This window comes from Halorussus salilacus (assembly GCF_024138125.1).
In the GTDB taxonomy this organism is placed as follows: domain Archaea; phylum Halobacteriota; class Halobacteria; order Halobacteriales; family Haladaptataceae; genus Halorussus; species Halorussus salilacus.
Genome location: NZ_CP099993.1, coordinates 2,187,629 through 2,210,136, shown reverse-complemented (window position 1 = coordinate 2,210,136; position 22,508 = coordinate 2,187,629). Strand labels below are relative to the sequence as shown.

Genomic DNA, 22,508 nt, shown 5'->3' with positions numbered 1-22,508 from the left:
GGGATCGACCGGGCGGCCCCTTTCATTCCCACCCTCGGTGGAACGGTTCGCCTCCGATACACCCTGAATACCCACGAACTACGTCGCCGAGAGGTCCACGCCGACTCGTTCGGCCACCCCGACGAGGAGATGCCAGCAGACCGCCCCGAGCGCCACGCCGACCGCGTTCGCCGCGATGTCGCCCGTCGAGAACGCGCGCGTCGGAACCACTGCCTGTCCGAACTCGATGCCGATTCCGTACGCGAACGCGAGCAGGACCGCCAGCGCGGCGGTCGCCGCGCTGGCGGGGTCGCGCCGGGTCGCGAGCGCGTACGCGAGCGACCCGACGAGTCCGGCGTACGCGAGCAGGTGGAGCCACTTGTCGATGCCGACGAGTCCGAAGGGGCCGGTCGAGGGGATTCCGGCCGAGGGCGGCTCTATCAGCGAACTGTAGCAGATGACGCCCGCGACGACCGCGACGCCGAGCCAGCGGACCCATCCGGGCGGTTCGAACCCGTCGACGTTCATCGGTCGGGCCTTCGCACCCCCGGCCGTAAAAGGCGGCGGTCGGCGGGCGGCCAAGGCCCTCGCCCGTGTCCGCGACTCGAATTTTGGCCTGTCGGACGCGGGTGACGTAACCCGAATCGGTTACGCCGGTACGGCAATGACTAACCCGTTTGCGGCCCATAATAAGGATACGACGTTACCATGACTGACTTAGGCGGATTCCACGACCACGTCGCCCGCGTGGACCTGACAGAGGAGGGGGTAGGGTACGAAGGTATCGACGACGAGGACGCCGAGAAGTACATCGGCGCGCGCGGACTCGGCGTGAAGTACGTGTTCGACAACGGACCCGAGGTCGACCCGCTCGGCCCCGACAACCTGCTCGCGTTCATGAACGGCCCGCTCACCGGCACCCAGACCGTGATGAGCGGCCGAATCGCGGTGTGCACCAAGTCGCCGCTCACGAACACCGTCACCGACAGCCACCACGGCGGCTGGTCGGGCGCGCGCCTCAAGTGGGCTGGCTTCGACGGCCTGCTGTTCGAGGGCAAGGCCGACGAGCCCGTCTACGCCGTCGTCGAGGACGGCGAGGTCGAGCTCCGGGACGCCTCCCACCTCTGGGGCCGTGGCGTCCACGGCACGCTCGACGAACTCGAAGACGAGGTAGAGGGCCAGTTCGGCAAGAACCTCTCGGCGATGGCCATCGGACCCGGGGGCGAGAACGGGGTCCGGTACGCCTGCATCATCAACGAGGACGACCGCGCGAGCGGTCGGGGCGGCACCGGCGCGGTGATGGGGTCGAAGAACCTCAAGGCGGTCGTTATCAAGTCCTCGACCAAGATGCCCAAGCCCGCCGATCAGGAGACGTTCCAGGAGGGCCACAAGCAGGCGATGCGGGTCATCCAGGAGTCGGACGTGACCGCCCCGAACGAGGGCGGCCTGTCGCTGTACGGCACCAACGTTCTGATGAACGTCACCAACGAGATGGACGGCCTGCCGACGAAGAACGCCCAGTTCACCTCCACGACCAGCTACTCGGAGGCCGAGGACCCCGACATCGACGCCGAGAACGTCTCGGGCGAGAACGTCCGCGAGAACATCCTCGTCGACGAGCCCACCTGCCACTCGTGTCCCGTCGCCTGCAAGAAGGAGGTCGAGGTCGACGTCCACCACAAGGGCGAGGACCACAACGTCCGGATGGAGTCCTACGAGTACGAGTCGGCGTGGGCGCTGGGGCCCAACTCCGGGTCGGACGACCGCGACAAGGTCGCGATGATGATAGACCGGTGTAACGACATGGCGGTCGACACCATCGAGATGGGCAACACCATGGCGATGGCGATGGAGGCCACCGAGGAGGGCCTGCTCGACGAAGGATTGGACTGGGGCGACGCCGACACCATGATCGAGATGATAGAGCGCGTGGCCCACCGCGAGGACGAACTCGCCGACCTGCTCGCCGAAGGCGCGAAGCGCGCCGCCGAGGAGCTGGGCGACGGGGACATGAGCCTCGACGTGAAGGGCCAGACCATGGCGGCCTACGACCCCCGCGCGATGAAGGGGATGGCAATCGGCTACGCCACCTCGAACCGCGGTGCCTGCCACCTCCGGGGGTACACCCCCGCGGCGGAGCTTCTCGGGATTCCCGAGAAGGTCGACCCGGGCGAGGCCGAGGGGAAGGGCGAACTCTGCGCGACCTTCCAGGACCTCCACGCCATCTCGGACAGCTTCGACATCTGCAAGTTCAACGCCTTCGCGGAGGGCATCGAGGAGTACGTCCTCCAGTACGCTGGCATGACCGGCCTCGACGTGACCGAGGACGACCTGCTGGAGGCGGGCGAGCGCATCTACAACCTCGAACGCTACTACAACAACCTCGTCGGCTTCGACGGCAGCGACGACGACCTGCCGGTCCGATTCGTGGAGGGCGAACCCAAGGCGATTCCGGGTCAGGGCGGCTCCGAGGGGTCGCTCGTGGAACTCGACCAGCTCAAAGAGGAGTACTACGAGGTCCGCGACTGGGAGGACGGCGTGGTTCCCGACGAGAAACTCGACGAGCTAGGCATCGACGTGGGACCGGGCACGGGCGTCAGTAGCGGCGGCGCGGCGGCCTCGGGCGACGACTAACGACTTTCCTCGGACCTTCCGCCTCTTATCGAATCCCGCACTTCTCATCCCTCAGCCACGACTTCCGACGAAACCGACCGGCACGGCTAACCACTCGTCCGTGGCACTCACCTGCATGGATATCCGAGAAGCAACCGAGGACGACATCTCGACCATTCGCTCGGTCGCCCGCGAATCGTGGAAGCGAGCGTACGCCGACGCAGTTCCCGAATCGGTCATCGACGACGCCGTCTCGGAGTGGTACGCCGAGGAGACGATGACCCGCATCATCGGCGACGACGAGCAGGTGTGTCTGGTCGCGGTGGACGACGACGGCGCTGTCATCGGTTTCTCGCACGGCGCAACCGATAACGGAGACGGCGACGTGCTCCGCCTCTACGTCCACCCCGACCGCTGGAACGAGGGCATCGGAACCGACCTGCTGGCGGCGATGGAGGAGCGACTCCGGGAGATGGGTGCCGAGCGGATGCAGGCGATGGTGCTGGCCGACAACGAGATGGGCAACGCGTTCTACGAGTCCCACGGCTTCGAGAAGACCGGGGAAGCCGAAACCCAACTCGACGGGACGACCCGGACCGAGAACGTCTACGCCCGCGCGGCCTGACCCGGCGCGACCCGACCGCGCACCGACTGCGCCCGGGACGCTCCCGGCTTGAATTTTCCCACGAACGTCCGGCACGTATCGGCGATATTCGCCGAGGTAATGTTTCGCACGGGCTCATTCTTTCGGTGCATTACGCAGTCGAAGGAATGATATGGCTGAGCGTCGCGGATTCTCCCGTTCCCAATGTCCTCGGAAGACCTGTCCCGGACCGGCGACAAGCGCTTCGAAACCCTCGCGGTCACCCACGGCGAGGAACCGGACCTCTCGAACGGCGTGGGGGACGTGACCTCTCCCGTACATCTCACGTCCACCTACGCGGTCGAGGGCATCGACATGGACACCGCCCTCGAAGACCTCGACCCCGACGCCGACCAGTTCCTCTACTCGCGGCTGTCGAACCCGACCCGCCACGCGGTCGAGAAGCGACTCGCCGCGCTGGAGGGCGGCGACCACGCCATGGCCTTCGCCTCGGGCACCAGCGCCATCGTCGCGAGCGTGATGGCCGCGGTCGAACCGGGCGACCACGTCGTCGCCTTCGAGGACCTCTACGGCGGGACCAACACGATGCTCAAGGAGCTCTTCGGCGAGAAGCTGAACGTCGCGGTCGACTTCGTCGACGCCACCGACCCCGACGCGGTCCGGGCCGCGACCACCGACGAGACCGCCCTGCTCTGGATGGAGACGCCGACCAATCCGCTCCTGCGACTCTGCGACATCGAGGAGATGGCCGCCATCGCCGACGACCACGACGCCCTCCTGGGAGTCGACAACACCTTCATGGGACCGTACTTCCAGCGCCCGCTCGAACTCGGTGCCGACGTGGTGGTCCACAGTACCACCAAGTACATCAACGGCCACAGCGACTCGCTGGGCGGCGTGGCGGTCACGTCTGACGACGACTACGCCGAGGCCGTCGGCTTCCTCCAGCAGGTCGGGATGGGCAACGTCCTCGCGCCGTTCGACTCGTATCTGGTCCTCCGGGGGCTCAAGACCCTTCCCCTCCGAATGCGCCAGCACGAGACCAACGCCGCGGAGGTCGCCGCGTACCTCGACTCCCACGACGCGGTCGCGGCCGTCCACTACCCCGGACTGGAGTCTCACCCCCAGCACGACCTCGCCGACGACCAGATGGACGGCCACGGCGGCGTCCTCTCGTTCGAACTCGACGGCGACCTCGCCGACGTCGAGCGGTTCGTCGCCGCCTTAGAGGAGTTCACCCTCGCGGTCAGCCTCGGCGGCGTCGAGAGCCTCATCGAGCATCCCGCGAGCATGACTCACTCGCCGCTCCCCGCCGAGGAGCGCGCGGATCTCGGGATTACCGATACGCTTCTGCGGGTGTCGGTGGGCGTCGAACACCCCAAGGACCTGCTCGAAGACCTCGAACGCGGCTTCGACGCGATGGAGGCCGGTCGGGCCGACGCGCCAGAGGACTCGGCGGTCTCCGACGCGTCGGAGACCGCCGAGACGACCGACGCCTCGGAAGCGCCCGCCTCCTCGGACTAACTCTCGGAAGCGCCCGCCTCCTCGGAGGAATCCTCGGGTCGGACCCCGACGACCCGGACTTCGTCGCCGACCGCGATCTCCTCGCCCCACTCGGATTCGGGCACGCGGGTGTTGACCATCAGCTGGTAGTAGTGGTCGAGTCGCCCGGAGTCGGCCCACTCGGGGAGGGTCGCTTCGCGCCCTTCGAGGAACGTCTCGCGGAACCCCTCGGTCGGCTCGCCCGTATCGGGGTCGCGCGCCGGGACGACACAGCGCGAGCAGGGTCTGACGCCCTCGAAGCGCACGTCGCCGACCTCGAACGCGACGACCTCGCCGGGGTGGCCGAAGAGCCGGTCCTCCCAGAACGCCGGGACGCCCCCGATTTCGAGGCTCGCCCTGAAGCGTCTGCGCGCTCCGGCAAGGTCCACGTCCGGGAACCACGACGCCACCTCCCGGAGCGTCGCGGTGGAGACGACCGTCGGCCCCGACGCCTCGCGGTCGTCCGGGTAGCCGCCCGCGGGTTCGCGCCGGACGCTCACGGGCCGGTCGAAGTAGTCGCTCAGCCAGTCGTTCAACTCGGCGCAGTCGTCGAGGTCGAACACTCGGCGCTCGTCTTCGCCCTGCAGGCGAAGCGTCAGGGTCCGCTCGTCGGGGTCGAACGACGACCGCAGGCGGTGGACCGCGTCGGTGCGCTTGCCGTTGACGTAGTCGCCGTCTCCGCCGACGGAGGCGCGCTCGGGGTCGTGGGATTCCCCGGCGGGCGAGTCGACGATGGCGTACTCGCGGTCGCCTGCGAGCGCGCCGCGCTCGGCGATCCGGACGCGCTCGCGGGGCTCGGGGTCGAGCGACTTGACCGGGTGGACGGCGATTCGTTCGAGGGTCGGTGTCATACGTCGTGGTTGGCGTCTCGGGCCGTGAATCCTCCGATGGAAGAACACTCCGTCTGCTCGCGGTTGTTACTCGGTGGGAAACTGAGAGAGTCGAACGTGAGTGGTAGCCACTGGCCTCGGGTAGACCGAACCGCGAGAGCCAGAGCTAGCGACTCGCGTCACCACTGAGTACCGCAACTGCACGCAACCGCGGGCCACATCCCTCCTCAATCGACTGCGTGGGTCGAAATTCGATCCGATTGGAAGTCGGGGCGAATCAGAACCGAGAATCGTCTATTCCAGCGAGCCCGCACCGACCACGACCGCCTCCCGGAGGTCCAGCGCGGTCTCGAACTCCGCGAGTCGGTCCTCGCGCCTGCCGACCCGGAGGAGTTGCTCGGCGTGGGCGCGCGCGACCGCCTCGTACTCCCGCCGGGACCACCCGAGGTCCTCGCCCACGTCGACCCAGAAGTCCTCGGGCGCGAGGAAGACGACGCGCACGTCGTCCTCGTGGACGCACTCGTAGGACCGCCGGAGTTCGTCGGCCCGGGGTTCGACCGCCCGGCGGGCCTCGGCCACGAGGTCGGGCAGACGCTTTCCGCCGACGCTCGCCTTCGCGGCGGTGAGCACCAGCACCTGTCCTTCGATGGGATTGTCCTCGGTCACGATTTCCCTCCTCGTCCCCCTCAGCCGCCCGCCCGCATCGCCTTCTGCGAGAAGTCCTCGACGAGGTCGTCGAGGACTGCCTCCTCGCCCTCGAAGACGACGGTGACCTCCGTCAGTTTGACCGACGGCCCGATACTCACCTTCTCCGAGGAGATACTGGCGCGCCAGTCGTCGGCGACCACGTCGCCGTCGCCCTCGGTGTCACCGCCCTCGATGTCGCCGCCGAGGTTCGAGAGGTACCGCCGCGCGAGGCGCTCGGAGATGCCCCGGTAGGACTTCTCGACCCGCATCTATCCCCCCGCGACCGGCGGGAACACGCTGAGGGTGTCGCCGTCCGCCAGCGGGGTGTCCTTCCCGTCGAGGTGGTAAACGTCCTTGCCGTTCTTCATCACCGACACCTGAGTGCGAATCTCACCGTCCTCGTAGACATCGATGCCGTACTCCGCCACGAGGTCGTCGAGCACGTCGCCGACGGTCGCGCCCTCGGCGACCTCGCGTTCGAGGACCTTCTGGCCGACCGCCTCGCGGAACGTGGCGAAAAAACGCAGTTCCACCGCCATGCTATCGCCCCGGCCGGATGCCGTCGCTGACGAGTCGCGCGTGGCGCTCGCGGTCGATGCGGTCGGCGAGGTCCTCGTGGTCGTGGAGCTGTCGAATCAGCGCGGCCTGCAGGTCGCGCCACGCCATCGCGTAGATGGGCGACTGGCCCCACGCGCGCAGTTCGACCACGAAGTCGTCGTACTGCTCCCAGCGGTCCTCGAACCGTTCGAGCGCGTCCACGACCGCGCCCGCGGCCTCGTCGTCGTCCTCGGCCTCCTCGATGGCGCGGTTGAGTCTGGACTCCCACCCGGCGACCGCCGTCTGCATGTCGCGGGCGGCGTCGTCGCCGTCGGCCGGAAGCGACTCGACGATGGCGTCGGGTACCGTCAGCGAAACGTCTTCCATGCCCGGACCTTAGCCCTCATCGCTCAAATACCTACGGCAGACGGAACGGTCGGAGCGGATGGACTCGAATCGTTCCTCCTCCCCCGCAGTATTAGATAGAATCTAAAAATGGCTTTTACGCGTCTAACAGACACTCTTAAGCCGACAGAGTCGCTCGAACAACCCGGATGACCGACGACCGCGCGTCCTTCGTCCGAGCCTCGTGGGTGAACGTCGTCTCGAACGTCCTCAAAATCGCGGTCGAGGGCGCGCTGGGCGTCTTCTCGGGCAGTCTCGCTCTCGTGGCCGACGCGGCCCACTCGCTGGCGGACCTGCTCGCGAGCGCGGTCGTCCTCGTCTGGGGCCGGTCGTCGTTCGACGGCCCTGACGAGACTCACCCGCACGGCCACCACCGGTTCGAACCCCTGACCGCGCTGTTCGTCGGCGGCGTGCTCGTCCTGCTCGGGTTCAAACTCCTCTACGACGCTGGCCGGTCGCTGGCCGAGGGGTCCGAGGCGCGGTACGGCGCGCTCCTCGTCGTCGGTCTGGGGTTCGCGCTCGCGAACCGCGTGGCCTGCTACTGGTACACGAAGCGGACGAACCGGGACCTCGATTCGCCGGGCCTCCGGGCACTGGCCGCCGACAGTCTCAACGACGTGTACACGACCCTCGCGGCGTTCGCGGGGGTCGCCGGGATGGCGCTGGGATACCCCGTCCTCGACCCGGTCGCGGGCGGCCTCGTGAGCGCGCTCGTCGTCCGGCAAGGCGTCGAGATCTCGCGGGAGAACATCGACTACCTCGTCGACCGGGCACCTCCGGAGGCCCATCAGGAGCGCATCCGGTCGGCGATTCGAGACCACCCCGAGGTCCACGGAATCCACGACTTCGCGGCCTACTACACCGGGAACGTCGTCGAGGTGGAGTTCCACGCCGAGATCGGCAGGGGCCACTCGCTCGTCGAGGCCCACGAGATAGAGACCGAACTCCGCAGTCGGGTCCGCGAAGTCGAGGCCGTCGAGGACGTGCACATCCACCTCGACCCCGCCGGACTCGGCGAGTGGAAGGACGCCGACGAGCGGGGTCTGTCCCACCCCTCCGGGTGACTCGACCACCGGTCGGCCCCCGAAACGACCCGAACATGTTCGGAGAGAACTACTACGGGGAGGCGACCCTAGTGGGGAACATGGAGACAGCAGACCGACCAGTCGAGCGCTCGGCGACCGGCCCGGACGCCCGCGAGACCACCGTCGAGGTGCGGTGTACCGGCCACGTCCGGGACGCGGTCGGGGCCCCGAGCCTGACGTTCGCCTTCGAGGGGACCACCCTCCGGGCGTTCCTCGACGCCTTCTTCGCGGAGTACGACGTGAAGGACCTCCTCATCGCCGAGACCGAGGACGAGGCGACCACCGACGGGTGGGCCGACGCGCCCGAGGACCTCCCGGGGACGTGGAAGAAGAACCCCGAGGGCGAGCAGACCCGCCGGTACGCCCGGGTGGCGGTCGACGGCCAGTTCAACGAACACCTCGACGGGCTCGACACCGAACTGAGCGACGGCGACCGAATCTCTTTGATGTACCCGTTCATCTTCTGCTGTTAGGATGGTCGCACAGGCCGTGACGCGGTGGGCGCGGTGGTTCGTCGCGGCCAGCGCCGTCTTCCTCGTGGCGTGGCAGGCCGCCGCGCTCGCCGACGTTCCCCGACAGACCCGGGTGGTCCTCGCGGTCCACGGCTTCGTCCTCCACGCCGTGTTCGGGAAGGCCTACTCGCTGGTCCCGTCGTACTTCGACCGCTCGCTCGCGTTCGTTCGCGCGCCCGCGGTCCACTTCCCGCTGACCGCGGTCGGCGTCGTCGGCCTCGCGGTCGCCCCCCTTCCGGGGACTCCGAGTGCGGTCGGTCCCCTCGCCGCGGCCCTCTGGACGGCTGGCGTCGTCGTCTTCGTCGCTACGCTGGCGTGGACCGTCCGGGGCAATCCCACCGGCCGCGAGACGGGGACGGGCGGTCCGAACGCCCACCGGCGGGGAGTCGACCGGTACGCCAACGCCTTCGTTCCGGTGGTGCTGGCCTACCTCCTCGCGGGGGCCTACGGGACGCTTGGGGCGTTCGGGGGGCTCACAGCGGCGGTCGCGGCGCTTCCGGCGACCGGAAGCGCCCCGAACGCCGGAGCGCTCCCTGCGCTCGGGATCGCGCAGACCGCCCACCTGCTGGCCGCGGGGACCGCCGCGCTGCTGATATTCGCGGTCGGATTCCGACTCTTCCCGCGGTTCCTGGTCGCGTCGCCGCCCCGCGCGCTGGTCGCGGCCGTCTTGCCCGCGGGCGCAATCGCGCCCGCGCTCCTCGCGTGGGACTTCTACGGCGCGACGGGATTCCGGGTCGGCGCGACGTTGCAGGCGGTCGCAGTCGTCGGGTTCGCGCTGGCCTACGCCGCGCTGTTCGCCCGGTCCGAGCGCCGCCGAGTCGGCTTCTACGCCGTGCTGGTCGGGGTCGGATGCGGCGTTCTCGGGGTCACGCTCGGCCTGCACTTCGCGTTCGTCGGCGTCGCCGGGGAACTGCTCGCGGTTCACTTCCGGCTCAACGTCCTCGGATTTCTGGGGCTGACGATTATCGGCGCGACCTACCAGTTCTACCCGCCCTCGGTCGGGACCTTCCGCGGCGCGTCCGACCGGACCGCGCTGGCGTCGGTCCTGCTGGTCGGCGCGGGGCTCCTCGCGGAGGTCGGCGGCGCGCTCGCCGGGTCGGAAATGGCGGTCCTCGCGGGACGGGGCGGCGCGCTGGTCGGCACCGCGGTGTTCGCTGGCCTCGTGCTCGGAGTGTTCCTCGAACGCTAACGGCCGCCGTCGAGGCGCGTTGCCAGCTGCACCTCGTCGACGAGTTCGCCGTCGACCCGGTAGTGGTCGGCCCTAGTCGCCTCGCGCTCCCAGTCGTGCTCTTCGAGGAGTTCGAGCGCCTCCTCGTTGGTCGCCGGGAGGCTCTGGTACACCTTGATGCAGTCGGCCTCGGCGGCCCACGCCATCCCGCGCTCCAACAGGGTGCCCCGACCCCTGCTCGCGGTACTCGGGGCGACCCCCACGGTGAGTTCGGCGGTGTGGTCGCGGGCCGGGAGTTCGAAGCCGTGGACGTGGACCCATCCGATTATCTCGGCTTCGCCGCGTTCAGCGTCGTCTTCGCCGCGTTCACCGTCGTCCTCGATCTCGGCGACGAAGAACATCCGCGACTCGCGGTCGTTGAGTCGGACCAGCGCGCCCTCGCGCTCGATGGCATCCGCGACGCGCTCGTCGACGACGATGGCCCCCTCCCCGGCCACCTCCCGGATGAGCCCCGCGACCGCCCGCCGGTCGTCCTCGTCGGCGGGACGGACGACGTACTCGAAGTCGGTGGCGTCGTGGGTCTCGGCGTCGGCGTCGGGACGGACGTAGAGGGTCCCGTCGCGCTCGGTCAACAGGCCGTCGTCGAGGAGGCCGTCGATGTACTCGTTGCACTCCGGGACCGAGAGCCGGGCCGCCGACTCGGTGCCCGACCGGGGCGGTTTGGCCCCGTGGGTCCGCTCGACCCGGACCGCGTCCCGCACCTCCTCGCGGGCGGCCGACCCGCGGCGCTCGACGTACTCGTAGATGCGACCCTCCACGTCGCTGTCGAACTCCAGTTGGGGTGTCGCCATGTCGTGCGGAAATCCGGGGGCCGCCCCCAAGGTTATTGACCGGGTACGGCCGGGTTATGGGGCGACTTCCGCGGCGGTCTCACTCCCGAACGACGCCCACCCGGCTCTCGTCGCCAGCCAGCGAAAAGCCCGCCGACCGGAGCCATTCGGCCGACCGTCCTCGGCTCCGTCCCTCTCCCCCGCCGTGAATCAGCACCTCCGCGAGGTCGGCGCGCTCGTCGACGTCGGTCGCCAGCCGGTGGGAGTCGACCACCGACACCGACGCGCCGACCTCCCGCGCGATTCCGAGGTGGTCGAGGTACGAGGTGCCGTGGTAGTCCACCCGGAACTCGGGGTGGGCGACCGCGAGCGCGTTCGTCCCGCCGCCCCGCCCCGGCGCTATCGCGACCGCGCTCTCGGCCTCGAACAGTCGGTCGAGCGCGTCGGGGGTCGCCAGCGCGAGGTCGGCCATCACGACCGCGACCCGGCGGTCGGTCTCGGCCAGCACGGCGTTGACCGCCTCGGTCAGCGGGCGGTCGTCGACGGTCACGGGGGCGTCGACCCCGACCGGGCCGGTGGCGAGGACCTCGGGTTCGCGGCCGGTCGCCCGCACCGCCGCGAGCACGTCGTCGAGCATCGCGGCGGCGAACGCCGACCGCTCGTCGGGCGAGAGCACGTCGGCTAACCGGGTCTTGGGCTCGCGGGCGGCGAACGGGACGACGACTCGCATCTCCCTCGATAGTTCGGTGCCCGCGGTTAATGGCTTGCGGAATGGCCGCTCGGGGCGGGTCGGTGACCCGCCCCGAGCGGCCGGGTCGAATTCGGTCGGAAAACGAAGCTCGCAGAGGGGGCCGCCCGACTCAGCGCAGTTTGTCGTAGTCGTCCTGCTGGGAGCGGTACCAGAGGACGCCGCCGATGATGGCGACCAGCACGACGAGTCCGACGCCGCCGTACAGTAGCATCTGGGTCTGCTGGTTCGACTGCTCGGCCGAATCGGCGCTGTCGGTCGCCTCGCCCGCGAGTTCGACGGCGAGGTCGAAGTTCTCGCCGTCGTACGCCGAGACGGCGTCGTCGAGCTTGTCCTCGGCGTCCGAGACGCCCGCGCCGCTGTCCTCGGCGTCGGCGATGGCGGTCTCGGCGTCTTCGATTGCCGAGCGCGCCTCGTCGCTATCCGCGGTGTAGGGCCGGAACTCCCAGCTGTCGATGGTGTCGCTGGACCCGCCCTCGCGGACCTGATTCAGTTCGGCGAGGAGGTGTTGCTGGGCCGGGTCGTAGGTGAAGTCCTCGACCTCGGCCACGGTGCCTTCGATGGTCACCTCGACCTCGGCCGCGTTGTCCTCGCTCTGTAGCGTGTGGTTGAACGACTCGCCGTCGTAGGACTCCTGACCGATCTTGTCGCCACCCTGGTCGTAGAGCTTGACGGTCCAGGTCACGCCTTCGAGTTCGGTCTCGCCGTTGAGCGTCCACTCGTCGTACTCGCTGAACGGTCGGTCGAGCGTGAACGTCGAGGTGACTTCCTCGCCGACCTCCGCGGAGTCGGGCGCGCCGCTCGCCGACGCCGAGACCGCCGCCGCGGCGGGGGTCGCCGCGGAGGCGACCAGTGCAATCGCGACCAACAGCGTCAGTAGCTTAGAACAGTGGTTCGAGTTCATCATCATCGTCCTCGACGAGTTCTTCTAGGTTGTCCTCGCTCTCCTCGCGAATGTCCTCGATGTTGTCTTGGGCCTCGATGGCGACCTCCTGTAGCTCCTTGATGCGCGGGACGTTGTTCACGCCCGACAGGAGGATGACGCCAGCGACGTAGTTCGAGTCGCCCACGGGGTAGTCGCCGCCCCGGACCTCCATCGAACCGGTCTGCTCCTCCAGCCACTTGCGCCCGCGCTCTATCCCTTTCCGATTCAGGTGCTGGGGCGGGCCGCTCATGACGAGCAGGGCGCGCTCGGTGCCTTCGATCTCGCAGGGCAGGGTGAGTCGCCCGAGTGCCGCCTTCCGGACGAGGCTGGTGATGCGGTTGGTGGTGTTGGCGGTATCGGTCGTGCCGTCGTCCTCGCCGCCGGTGAACCGCGAGAGCAGGCCGCTCCCGGAGTTGCTGTTCTCGACCTCCTCGGCGGCGTAGCCGATGGTCGAGACGCCGCCCCCGGCGAGGGTGTTGATGATCTCGCTGGAGTCCACCACGCTCTCTGCGACCTCGCCGTCGCCCGAGACCTCGCCCGCGCCGAACAGGATGCCGAATCGCCGGACGATCTCCTCGTTTATCTCGGCGTAGCCGCTCTCGATGGACTCGCCCGACTGGCGCCACGCGTCGTTGTCGAACACCATCAGGTTGTCCACTTCGCGGACGAACGTCTGGAAGGAACGGGCGGCGTTGAGCGTGTAGATACCCCCTTCGTCGCTACCGGGCAGGATGCCGAGGCCGTAGACGGGTTCGGTGTAGATGCGCTTGAGGTGCTTTGCAAGCACTGGCGCACCCCCCGACCCGGTTCCCCCGCCCATCCCCGCGACGATGAGGAAGGCGTCGACCTCGTGAACGGGGATGTTGTCGATGGCTCCCTGTATCTCGTCGATGTCCTCCTCGGCGATTTCCGCGCCGAGCTCGTTGTCCGCGCCTACTCCGTGACCTTTCACTCGGGACTGTCCGATGAGGACCCGTTGGTCCTGAGGAACCCTGTCGAGACCCATCAGGTCTGCCTTCGCGGAGTTGACCGCGACCGCCGACCTGACGATGTTGCTTCCGGTTCGCTGGTCGTGCTCCAGGAACCTGTCGACTATCTTCCCACCGGCCTGCCCGAAACCAATCATTGCGAGCTTCATTTTCCGTACCGTACTCCGTTGGGAGAAACACAGCGTTGATGGGTGGATAAGCCTTTTGGTCCGTTCCCCGATGGGTCGAAAGGTGACGTTACGGAAAATCGCACGACGGTAAGGGGTCGTTACTCAGGCGCGTCTGTCACCAACAGTTTATGGACATGTCCTTTTAAGTTTATCGGAATTAAGACCTATCTGGGACGACAGGAGTCTGACGGGCGTCTGACGCGCCTCAGCGCCCGGATTCGACGCCGAGGTACGACCCGAGCGTGGTGAGGTCCTCGTCGGACACGCCGAACGCGTCGACGTCGTTGTGCGAGACCGTGTTGTCGAACTTCAGCGACCGGTACTGGTCGGGGCCGAAGGGCGCGAACGGCACCGGACCGATCGCCGTCATACCGATCTTCGCCAGCGCCATCGGCAGAGGCAGGACGGTCACCGACCGTCCCTCCGCCCGGTAGACGAGTTCGGTCACGTCGGCGAGCGTCAGCACCTCCGGACCGCCGAGTTCGTAGGTCTCGCCGTCGTGGTCGGACTCGACGCAGTCGGCGAGCATCGGGGCGAGGTCGCCGACCCAGATGGGCTGAAAGCGGGTGCGCCCGCCGCCGGGGAGCGCGGTCACGTACGGCGTCGTGAGCTTCTTCGTGAACGAGACGAACTCCCCGCCCTCGCCGAACACGACCGAGGGCCGGACGACGGTTGACGCGAGGTCCGACTCGGCGACCACCTCCTCGGCCTGCCCCTTCGCCCGGATGTACTCGGTCGTCCCGTCGGGGTCGGCCCCGAGCGCGCTCATCTGGACGATTTTGCGCACGTCGTGGTCCTCGGCGGCCTCGACGACGTTCTTCGTCCCGCCGAGGTGGACCTCCGTGTGGGAGGTCCCGGCGGGCGGCTTGAACAGCGGCGAGAGCGCGACGAGGTTCACGACCGCGTCCTGCCCCTCGAACGCGTTCTCGATGGAGTCGAGCGCGGTCACGTCGCCTCGCGCGCCTTCGACGCCGTCGGGGAGGTCGGCCCCCGCGGGGTCGCGTGCAAGGACGGTCACGTCGTGACCGCGGTCGTCGAGTTCGCGCACGAGGTTCGTCCCGATGAAGCCGGTTCCTCCGGCGACGAGAATGTTCATATCTGGGATAAGTATCCATGGAACGTAAATGTACGGGCCAGCGACCCGGTCGGCGACCGGGTCGCTGGCCGCGCGAGTCGGGTCGAGACGCCCGAGCGTCTCGACCCGACTCGCAGAACGAGTCTCGACCCGACTCGCAGGACTTTATACCGGCCCGGGCGCAGGTCCGGACATGCTCATCACGCTGGAGGGACTCGACGGGAGCGGCAAGACCACGGTCTGGGAGGTGCTCCGCGAGGAGTTCCCGGCGTTCGTCTACACCCGCGAACCGACCGAGACGTGGTACGGCGAGGCGGTCGACCGGTCGGTCGCCGACGACGACGCCGACCCCGTGGCCGAGCTGTTCCTCTACACCGCCGACCACGCCGCCCACCTCGCCGAGACGGTCCGGCCAGCCCTGCGGGAGGGGGAGGTCGTCGTCTCCGACCGCTACTCGGACTCGCGGTACGCCTATCAGGCGGTCAGCATCGAGGGGCAGGTCAAGCGCCCGCTGGAGTACATCCGCGGGGTCCACCAGCCGTGGACCCGACCGCCCGACGCCACAATCTACCTCGACGTGGACCCCGAGACCGGCGCGGCACGGAGCGGCGCGACCAACAAGTTCGAGCAGGCGGCGTTCCTGAGTCAGGTCCAGCGCAACTACGAGCGCCTGATGGACGCCGAGCCCGAGCGGTTCGTCCGGGTCGACGCGACCCGGTCGCCCGAGGAGGTGCTCGACGCGGTGGTGGACGTGGTCGAGCGACTGGTGGACGAGTGGAACGACGAGTAGCTCTTTGAATCCCGGAGGCGTAGACCGACTCATGGACGACGACACCGGGCGGTCGCGCGAGCGAAGCGAGCGCGACCGCGGAGCCTCGTCCGGCGACCGCGAAGCCTCGTCCGGCGACCGCGAAGCCTCGTCCGGCGACCGCGGAGACTCGTCCGGCGACCGGGGGACCGACGCGTCGGTCCCCCGGTCGCCCGCGCGAGACGACAAGCGCGACGAGGGCTTCGGCCTCTCGCTCCCGCCCGTCTCGCTCCCCGAGGTTCGCCTCCCCGAGCGGATTCGGCTCGTCTTCCCGGTGCCCGACCCCCCGGAGAAGCAACGTCCGACGCGCGTTCGAACCGCGAACGTCCTGCTGGCCGCGGTCACGGTGGACGCGCTCGACGCCGCGACGGTCGCCCTGTTCGGACCCGAGACCCTCCCGTGGGCGCGGGCGGTCGCCGGGACGGTCGTCTCGGTGCTGTTCGTCGGACTTCCCGGCCTGCTGTACGCGTGGGAACTGGTGGCGGTCCTGTCGGGGGTCGGCTGGCTCGCGCTCGCGCCGACCGCGAGCGCGCTCTTGGTGGCGCGGGCGGTCGTCGGCCGGTGACCCGACTACTAGGAATCTAAGGGCGTTTATGGACCACACGCGACCAAACGGCAGGCCTTTTATTCCCCTCGGTCGCAGTTTCACACGTTCATGAGCTACGACAAGGTGGAAGTCCCCGAAGACGGGGAGAAGGTGACGGTCGAAGACGGCGAACTGAAGGTACCCGACAACCCCATCATCCCCATCATCCACGGGGACGGAATCGGTCAGGACGTGGGTCCGGCCGCCCAGAAGGTGCTCACCAAGGCCGCCGAGGAGACCGGCCGCGACCCGCAGTGGATGCGCGTCTACGCCGGTGAGACCGCCCGAGAGAAGTACGACGAGAACCTCCCCGACGAGACGGTCGAGGCCATCCGCGAACACCGCGTCGCCATCAAGGGGCCGCTCACGACCCCGGTCGGCGCTGGCTTCCGCTCGCTCAACGTCGCGCTGCGACAGACCCTCGACCTCTACGCGAACGTCCGACCCACCTACTACCTCGACGGCGTCCCCTCGCCGATGAAGGCCCCCGAGGAGATGGACATGGTCACGTTCCGCGAGAACACCGAGGACGTGTACGCGGGCATCGAGTGGGAGGAGGGCACCGACGAGGCCGAGAAGGTCCGGGAGTTCGTCGAGGACGAGATGGACTTCGACGGCGTGATGCACGAGGGTCCCATCGGTCTCGGTCTCAAGCCCATCTCCGAGAAGGGGAGCAAGCGCCTCGTCCGCGAGGCCATCGACTACGCCATCGAGAACGACCGCGACAAGGTCACGCTGGTCCACAAGGGCAACATCATGAAGTTCACCGAAGGCCAGTTCGGCGAGTGGGGCATGGAGGTCGCCGACGAGGAGTACCCCGACGACGAAGTCTTCGCCGCGCCCGACTCGCTCTGGGAGGAGCAGGACGAGGTCGACATCCCCGAGGACGCGGTCATGGTCGAGGAGCGCCTCGCCGACGCGATGCTCCAGTGGATGCAGCTCCGGACCGACGAGTTCGACGTGCTCGCCATGCCGAACCTCAACGGCGACTACCTCAGCGACGCCGCGGGCGCCCAGATCGGCGGTCTGGGCATCGCGCCCGGCGCGAACTTCGGTGACAACCGCTGTCTGGCCGAACCCGTCCACGGCTCGGCGCCCAAGCGAGCCGGACAGGACAAGGCGAACCCGACCGCGCTCATCCTCTCGGGTCGCCTGCTGTTCGAGTACCTCGGCTGGGACGACACCGAGCGACTCATCCGCGACGCCGTCGAGGAGACCATCTCCTCGGGCACGGTCACCTACGACCTCGCCCGCCAGCGCGAGGACGCCGAGAAGGTCGCCACCAGCGAGTACGCCGACGCCATCTGCGAGAACATCGAGAAGCTCTCCTGAGCCGTCGCTCCGCAGATTTCCGCGGATTTCCGCGGTTCTCCGCGTTTCGCTTCTTTCGACCGGAACATCGATTCGCCAGCCCCGGGGTTAAATTCCTCGATAGAGAAGTTTATAAAACATCGCGTGCGTGGTTCTCACATGGGAACGAGCGACATCACGGGGACGGCGCGCCGACTCGACAGGTGGCTCGGCGCGCAACTCGACAGGGTCCTCCTGCGGAAGTACCGACTCGAAGCGATGTACCGCGAGAAGCGCGCCGAGCGAGCGCGCGCACGGGGCGACCTCTCGACGGCGGCCGACCACTACGAGCGCGCGGTCACGCTCCGGGGTCGGCTCGGCGACCGGGAGACCGTTACCGAACTCGGGACGGAACTCGGGGAGCTCGCGCGCAAGACCGGCGACCTCGCGACCGCCCGCGAGCAGTTCGAGCGCGTGGCCGAACTCCACTCCCGCCGCGAGAACGCGTCCGAGGCGCTGGCCGCGATAGAACAGCGCATCGACATCGCCAACCGAGAGGGCGAGGACGACGCCCTCTCGGAGTGGTGGGCCAACGCGCTGGTGGTGCTGGGCAAGGCCGAACCGGGCGAGATCGACGAGGAGCGCCGCGACGAACTCGTCCTCGATTACGCCGACCAGATCTACTCCGAGGACAGCGCCGCGCGGCTCTACGGCTTCGCGCTGGAGAAGCTCGTCACCGGCGACGAGGCGGTCGGCGAGACGCTACTCGACGCCACATGGGAGCGCCGCGAGGTCGTTCGGCCGGAAGTGGGGGTGTTCCGGGTCGTGCTCGCGGCGGGGGTCGGCCGAGTCGCCCGCGCGGAGCTCTCGGGCGAGGACACCGACCGCGAGGAGACACTCGACTTCGTGGCCGACCACCGCGAGAAGCTCTCTGCGGCCGCGACCGCGCTGTTCGAGCGACTGTCCGAGGGCGAGACCGACGCCGACCCCGAGGACCTGCGCGCCGACGAGGAGTTCGACCGCGCCGACCCGCCGGACCTCCGGACGCTCGAAGCCGAGGTGTTCGGGCGCTTGCTCGAAGAACTCTAGTCCTTCCAGTCGGGGTCGTCGCGGGGCGGGCTGAACACGTCGATACCCGTCACCGGCACGTCGCCGCGGTTCTCGGCGGCGTGGGGTTCGTCGCCTTCGAGGACGTACGAGTCGCCCTCGCCGACCTCGAACTCCTCGCCGTCGACGAGGAACGTGAGGGTACCGCCCGTGATGTAGCCGGTCTGCTCGTGGTGGTGGCTGTGCTCGGGCACCTCCGCGCCGGGTTCGATGGAGAAGTGCTGGACGTTCATCTCCTCGCCGCCAGCGAGCAACGAGAGGTGGACGCCCTCGACGGCTTCGGTCGACTCGACGCCTTCTGTGGGAACGACTTCCATTCGATGTGGTAGTACGTCTGTGTACCTAAAGCTTCGACTCCGGGCAAACTGACCGCTAGGGGATGAACGTAGCAAGACGGTCGGAGATTGTACCGCGTTGACGACGTAGAAAGCCCCTGCGCGCTCGCTACGAATCGATACCAACACCACGCATGAGTCCTCGAAAGCCCCTGCGCGCTCGCGGTCGCTCCGCGGGATATTTCGTCGGCGCTCGCTCCGCTCGCGCCTCGAAATAGTGGCCCGCGCAGGCGACCACGGCCTCCGGCCGCGAGCGCGCAGGCCCTTTCAGTCCGACCGACAGCACCGCGACCGCGAGCCACATTCCTCCCCAACCGACTGCGTTTCTCGGCGACTCGTTTCACTCGTCGCCTGCGATACTCATCCACCGGGAGAGGCAAGCTCTCCCGAGCCGTCGGTCGCTTCGCTCCCGACGACCTCGCGCATGAGGGCGTGACGCCAAACCGCGGCGTCACGCCAGCGCGCGCCCCGTGGAACGTTCCATCGGTAACCAGCAGGCGAACCAGACCACCGCGGGCAGGAATGAAAGGGGCCGGGCGCTCGCGCTTGTTTTAGTCGTCTCCGGCGGCCCTATTCGCGGCGGGCGTTGCGGAGAGCCGCGAATATCCGCCGGAGCGACCGCGAGCGTCCGGGGGCTTTCTGGGACCGAAAAGCGATGAGGCTGTCGTCGACCACGATACCGCTCCGAAATCACGAGTGAGTCCGAACGTTCACGTACGAAGAGGCCCGAGGGAGTCGCATGTACGCCGTCGTGGGGTGTAGCGACTGCGGGGCGCTCAAGATAGTCGAGGGACGCCCCGAGACGACACAGTGCCCGCGGTGCGGGAAGCGCCGGAAGTTCGAGAAATTGAAGAAGTTCGTCGAGACCGACGACGAGGACCACGCCCGCGAGGTCAGGTCGTCGATGCTCGCCAATCGGCAGGGCGAGGGCGAGGCCTTCGCGGAACTCGACTCGTTCACCGAGATGGAGGCCCGGGTGGACGAGGCCGGGCCGAGCGACGAGGAGTACCTCGAAGCGTCGGGCATCGACAGCGAGGCGGTCGCGGAGGCGGCCGAGCGCGCCGAGAGCCGGTCGGCCAGCACGCGGGGGACCTCGCGCAAGGAGACGGTCAGGGAGGCCCTGCGCGAACTCGACCGGCCGACGGAAGACGAGGTGGTCGCGTTCGCCGACGAGCGCGGGGTCCCGGCCGACTACGTCCGGAAGTCGCTCGAAAAGCTGGCTCGGCGGGGGGAGGTCAGCGAGAGCCGGGGACGCTACAGGCTACTCTGAAGTGCAGAACGCCTCGACGAGCATCGCGTATCGAAGGATGACAGGGCCGGTTCCCGAGCGCCGCGGAGCGACCCCGCGGTTCATCCACCGACCGCGGGGTCGCGCTGGCCCGTTCGCCGACGGGAATGGAGACCGAATCGAACGAGGGCGGACCACCACACCTCGGGAGCGGGCCGGGCGCGGCGACTCGGTCGCCGCGTCCGGCCCGCGAGCAGGAACGTCCACCGGACGAGGACGCGGCCACTCGGGAACCAATGGGAGAGAGGAACCCGAGGGGGATAAACCTCGGCCATCCGCGCGGTGAAAGTAAAAGTGGTCCTCTCGGCGGAATCGGGGTCGTCGACCGGGCCGAGTCCGAGCGGTCGCCCCGCCGGGAATGAGAACTGTTAGGGGCCGCGCCCGCCATCGCCCGGACATGACCGACGATTCCGTCTCCGGCGACCCGGACGCGCTCGCCGAGCAGGTCCGCGAGGGCGAACTGCGACTCCACGAACTCGACGACCGCGCTTCCGCGGCGACCGCCGCGGAAGCGCGCCGCCGCCTGCTCGAAGCCGAGACCGACGCCGACCTCGACGCCGTCGGCGACTACGCGCTCGACGCCGAGCGCGCCGCCGACGCGAGCATCGAGAACATGGTCGGGGCGGCCCAGATTCCGATGGGCGTGGCCGGACCAGTCGAGGTCGCGGGCGGCGCGGCCGACGGCGAGTACTACCTCCCGCTCGCGACGACCGAGGGCGCGCTGGTCGCCAGCGTGAACCGCGGCCTGTCGGTCATCACCGGCACTGGCGGTGCCGACGCCCGCGTCACCAAGTCGGGGATGACCCGCGCGCCCGTCTTCCGCGTGTCCGGCGTCGCCGAGGCCGAGGAAGTCGTCTCGTGGGTCGGCGACCACGCCGACGACCTCCGGGAGGCCGCCGAGTCGACGACGAGCCACGGCGAACTCCTCGAAGTCTCGCCCTACGTCGTCGGCGACTCGGTGTTCCTGCGGTTCGTCTACGACACCAAGGACGCGATGGGGATGAACATGGCGACCATCGCCACGCGTGAGGCGGCCGAACTGGTCGAGGACGAGACCCCCGCGTCGCTCGTGGCGCTGTCGGGCAACCTCTGCACCGACAAGAAACCCGCCGCCATCAACGCCGTCGAGGGGCGGGGTCGGAGCGTGACCGCCGACGTGGAAGTACCCCGCGAGACGGTCGAGGAGCGCCTCCACACCACGCCCGAGGCCATCGAGGAGGCCAACACCCGCAAGAACCTCGTGGGGAGCGCGAAGGCCGGGAGCCTCGGCTTCAACGCCCACGCGGCGAACGTGGTCGCCGCCGCGTTCCTCGCGACCGGACAGGACGCCGCGCAGGTCGTGGAGGGGTCGAACGCCATCACCACGATAGAAGCGCGCGAAGACTGTCTCTACGCCAGCGTGAGCCTCGCGAGCCTCGAAGTCGGCACGGTCGGCGGCGGCACCAAGCTCTCGACCCAGTCGGAGGCCCTCGACGTGCTGGGACTGCGCGGCGGCGGCGACCCCGCCGGGAGCAACGCCGACGCGCTCGCCGAGATAATCGCGGTGGGCGCTCTCGCCGGTGAGCTCTCGCTTCTGGCGGCGCTGGCGTCCCGACACCTCTCGTCGGCCCACGAGGACCTCGGGCGGTAGGTCGCCGCCTCAGTCCCGGACCGGCGGGTCGTCGAACTCGGTCTCGCAGTCCTCGCAGGTCGCGACGACCCGCCCGGTGTCGTCGAGCGCGAGACGCATCTCCTCGCACTCGCAGTCCGGACACGGCGCGGGAACGCGCTCGGCCCCGCAGTCCGGGCAGACGAACCGAACCCCCTCGTCGCCGGTCTCCAGACGCACGTCGGCGCGGTCGCACTCCGGACACGCGACGGGAAGCCGCACGTCCTCGGTGTCTCGCGGTGCGCCGACCGCGAGCGCCACGAGGTCGCGGTCGGCGGCGTTCCTGCCCGACTGGAACTCGCCGGGCGCGAACCGGATCGCCTCGCCCTCGCCGACGACGACTTCGCGCCCGACGGGCGCGAAGTCGTCGTCGCCTTCGGTTCCCGAGTCCCGAGCGAAGTTCTCGTCGCGCTCGGTCTCCGGAGCGAAGTTCTCGTCGCCGGAGTCGCTCGCCGCGCCGCCCCGCGGCGCGGCGAGCGTCTCGAAGGTGGCTTCGCCCTCGATGACGACGAACACCTCCTCCTGGTCGGCGTGGGCGTGGAGGCCGCTCGGGAACCCCCCGCCGGGCGCGAGCCGATAGCGGACGAGCGCGAGCCCGGTCGTCCCGAGGGACGCCGAGAGGTCTCGGCGGTCGATTCCGCCTCCGGAACCGCCGGAGTCCGCGTTTCCGATGGTGACGCGCTCCATGTCGGCAGGTGAACCGTCGCCCGCAAATAGCTTCAGGTCGTCGCGGGCGGCCGCGGTCGC

General features: G+C 68.8%; 25 protein-coding genes. 12 read left to right on the top strand and 13 right to left on the bottom strand.

Annotated elements, in window-relative coordinates:
* Positions 1–78: 78 nt before the first annotated feature.
* Positions 79–507 carry a VanZ family protein gene (locus tag NGM10_RS11410; protein ID WP_253478840.1) on the bottom strand — a complete coding sequence of 143 codons (429 nt, stop codon included), beginning with the start codon at positions 505–507 and terminating at the stop codon, positions 79–81.
* Between the two features lie 180 nt (positions 508–687).
* Here NGM10_RS11410 and NGM10_RS11405 point away from each other — a divergent pair, with 180 nt between their 5' ends.
* The 3 genes from NGM10_RS11405 (at position 688) to NGM10_RS11395 (ending at position 4,720) form a co-directional block, all read left to right on the top strand.
* Positions 688–2,613 carry an aldehyde ferredoxin oxidoreductase family protein gene (locus NGM10_RS11405; protein WP_253478838.1) on the top strand — a complete coding sequence of 642 codons (1,926 nt, stop codon included), beginning with the start codon at positions 688–690 and terminating at the stop codon, positions 2,611–2,613.
* Between the two features lie 115 nt (positions 2,614–2,728).
* A complete protein-coding gene (locus NGM10_RS11400; RefSeq protein ID WP_253478836.1) occupies positions 2,729–3,217 on the top strand; it encodes a GNAT family N-acetyltransferase in 489 nt (162 codons plus the stop codon).
* A gap of 183 nt (positions 3,218–3,400) precedes the next feature.
* Positions 3,401–4,720, top strand: coding sequence for a trans-sulfuration enzyme family protein (locus NGM10_RS11395; protein WP_253478834.1), 1,320 nt, complete (start codon positions 3,401–3,403; stop codon positions 4,718–4,720).
* Here NGM10_RS11395 and NGM10_RS11390 read toward each other — a convergent pair.
* From NGM10_RS11390 to NGM10_RS11370, 5 genes are all read right to left on the bottom strand, one after another.
* Positions 4,717–5,589 (bottom strand): MOSC domain-containing protein, encoded by an 873-nt coding sequence (locus NGM10_RS11390; protein WP_253478832.1) that lies wholly within the window; start codon positions 5,587–5,589, stop codon positions 4,717–4,719. The two genes, NGM10_RS11395 and NGM10_RS11390, sit on opposite strands and share 4 nt — an antisense overlap.
* A 273-nt stretch (positions 5,590–5,862) precedes the next feature.
* On the bottom strand, positions 5,863–6,234 hold the full coding sequence (locus NGM10_RS11385) for a DUF8048 family protein (protein ID WP_253478830.1): 372 nt from the start codon (positions 6,232–6,234) through the stop codon (positions 5,863–5,865).
* A 20-nt stretch (positions 6,235–6,254) separates the two neighbouring features.
* Positions 6,255–6,524 (bottom strand): MoaD-like domain-containing protein, encoded by a 270-nt coding sequence (locus NGM10_RS11380; protein ID WP_253478828.1) that lies wholly within the window; start codon positions 6,522–6,524, stop codon positions 6,255–6,257.
* Positions 6,525–6,794, bottom strand: a complete 270-nt coding sequence (locus NGM10_RS11375) for a ubiquitin-like small modifier protein 1 (RefSeq protein ID WP_253478826.1) — start codon at positions 6,792–6,794, stop codon at positions 6,525–6,527.
* A gap of 1 nt (position 6,795) precedes the next feature.
* Positions 6,796–7,179, bottom strand: a complete 384-nt coding sequence (locus tag NGM10_RS11370; RefSeq protein WP_253478825.1) for a DUF7971 family protein — start codon at positions 7,177–7,179, stop codon at positions 6,796–6,798.
* Between the two features lie 167 nt (positions 7,180–7,346).
* On the opposite strand from NGM10_RS11370, the gene NGM10_RS11365 reads away from it, so the two are divergent.
* From NGM10_RS11365 to NGM10_RS11355, 3 genes are all read left to right on the top strand, one after another.
* A complete protein-coding gene (locus tag NGM10_RS11365; RefSeq protein WP_253478823.1) occupies positions 7,347–8,261 on the top strand; it encodes a cation diffusion facilitator family transporter in 915 nt (304 codons plus the stop codon).
* An 80-nt stretch (positions 8,262–8,341) separates the two neighbouring features.
* Entirely contained in the window at positions 8,342–8,755 is a 414-nt protein-coding gene (locus NGM10_RS11360) for a MoaD/ThiS family protein (RefSeq protein ID WP_368408668.1), read from the top strand.
* A 1-nt stretch (position 8,756) separates the two neighbouring features.
* Complete coding sequence (locus NGM10_RS11355; RefSeq protein WP_253478819.1) at positions 8,757–9,983, top strand: hypothetical protein; 1,227 nt, start codon at positions 8,757–8,759, stop codon at positions 9,981–9,983.
* On the opposite strand, the gene NGM10_RS11350 is transcribed toward NGM10_RS11355, so the two are convergent.
* The 5 genes from NGM10_RS11350 to NGM10_RS11330 form a co-directional block, all read right to left on the bottom strand.
* On the bottom strand, positions 9,980–10,813 hold the full coding sequence (locus NGM10_RS11350) for a GNAT family N-acetyltransferase (RefSeq protein WP_253478817.1): 834 nt from the start codon (positions 10,811–10,813) through the stop codon (positions 9,980–9,982). The two genes, NGM10_RS11355 and NGM10_RS11350, sit on opposite strands and share 4 nt — an antisense overlap.
* Positions 10,814–10,892: 79 nt before the next feature.
* Entirely contained in the window at positions 10,893–11,522 is a 630-nt protein-coding gene (gene cofC / locus NGM10_RS11345; protein ID WP_253478815.1) for a 2-phospho-L-lactate guanylyltransferase, read from the bottom strand.
* A 130-nt stretch (positions 11,523–11,652) separates the two neighbouring features.
* The gene (locus NGM10_RS11340; protein WP_253478813.1) at positions 11,653–12,444 is read right to left on the bottom strand and encodes a DUF4398 domain-containing protein; all 792 of its coding nucleotides are present in this window, start codon (positions 12,442–12,444) and stop codon (positions 11,653–11,655) included.
* Positions 12,422–13,603, bottom strand: a complete 1,182-nt coding sequence (locus NGM10_RS11335) for a tubulin/FtsZ family protein (RefSeq protein ID WP_253478811.1) — start codon at positions 13,601–13,603, stop codon at positions 12,422–12,424. The genes NGM10_RS11340 and NGM10_RS11335 overlap by 23 nt, the downstream gene beginning before the upstream one ends.
* Positions 13,604–13,829: 226 nt before the next feature.
* Positions 13,830–14,720 (bottom strand): complex I NDUFA9 subunit family protein, encoded by an 891-nt coding sequence (locus tag NGM10_RS11330; protein ID WP_253478809.1) that lies wholly within the window; start codon positions 14,718–14,720, stop codon positions 13,830–13,832.
* Between the two features lie 172 nt (positions 14,721–14,892).
* Between NGM10_RS11330 and tmk the strand changes: the two genes are divergently transcribed.
* The 4 genes from tmk (at position 14,893) to NGM10_RS11310 (ending at position 18,472) form a co-directional block, all read left to right on the top strand.
* Complete coding sequence (tmk, locus tag NGM10_RS11325; protein WP_253478807.1) at positions 14,893–15,489, top strand: dTMP kinase; 597 nt, start codon at positions 14,893–14,895, stop codon at positions 15,487–15,489.
* Positions 15,490–15,520: 31 nt separating this feature from the next.
* Positions 15,521–16,072, top strand: coding sequence for a hypothetical protein (locus NGM10_RS11320; protein ID WP_253478805.1), 552 nt, complete (start codon positions 15,521–15,523; stop codon positions 16,070–16,072).
* A 90-nt stretch (positions 16,073–16,162) separates the two neighbouring features.
* A complete protein-coding gene (icd, locus tag NGM10_RS11315; protein WP_253478803.1) occupies positions 16,163–17,425 on the top strand; it encodes an isocitrate dehydrogenase (NADP(+)) in 1,263 nt (420 codons plus the stop codon).
* A gap of 138 nt (positions 17,426–17,563) precedes the next feature.
* Entirely contained in the window at positions 17,564–18,472 is a 909-nt protein-coding gene (locus NGM10_RS11310) for an ATP-binding protein (RefSeq protein WP_253478801.1), read from the top strand.
* On the opposite strand, the gene NGM10_RS11305 is transcribed toward NGM10_RS11310, so the two are convergent.
* On the bottom strand, positions 18,469–18,807 hold the full coding sequence (locus tag NGM10_RS11305) for a cupin domain-containing protein (protein ID WP_253478799.1): 339 nt from the start codon (positions 18,805–18,807) through the stop codon (positions 18,469–18,471). The two genes, NGM10_RS11310 and NGM10_RS11305, sit on opposite strands and share 4 nt — an antisense overlap.
* A 757-nt stretch (positions 18,808–19,564) precedes the next feature.
* On the opposite strand from NGM10_RS11305, the gene NGM10_RS11300 reads away from it, so the two are divergent.
* Entirely contained in the window at positions 19,565–20,095 is a 531-nt protein-coding gene (locus NGM10_RS11300; RefSeq protein ID WP_253478797.1) for a DUF5817 domain-containing protein, read from the top strand.
* Between the two features lie 415 nt (positions 20,096–20,510).
* Positions 20,511–21,743 (top strand): hydroxymethylglutaryl-CoA reductase (NADPH), encoded by a 1,233-nt coding sequence (gene hmgA / locus NGM10_RS11295; RefSeq protein ID WP_253478794.1) that lies wholly within the window; start codon positions 20,511–20,513, stop codon positions 21,741–21,743.
* Between the two features lie 9 nt (positions 21,744–21,752).
* Here hmgA and NGM10_RS11290 read toward each other — a convergent pair whose 3' ends face one another.
* Positions 21,753–22,448, bottom strand: a complete 696-nt coding sequence (locus tag NGM10_RS11290) for a cupin domain-containing protein (protein ID WP_253478792.1) — start codon at positions 22,446–22,448, stop codon at positions 21,753–21,755.
* Positions 22,449–22,508 lie beyond the last annotated feature (60 nt).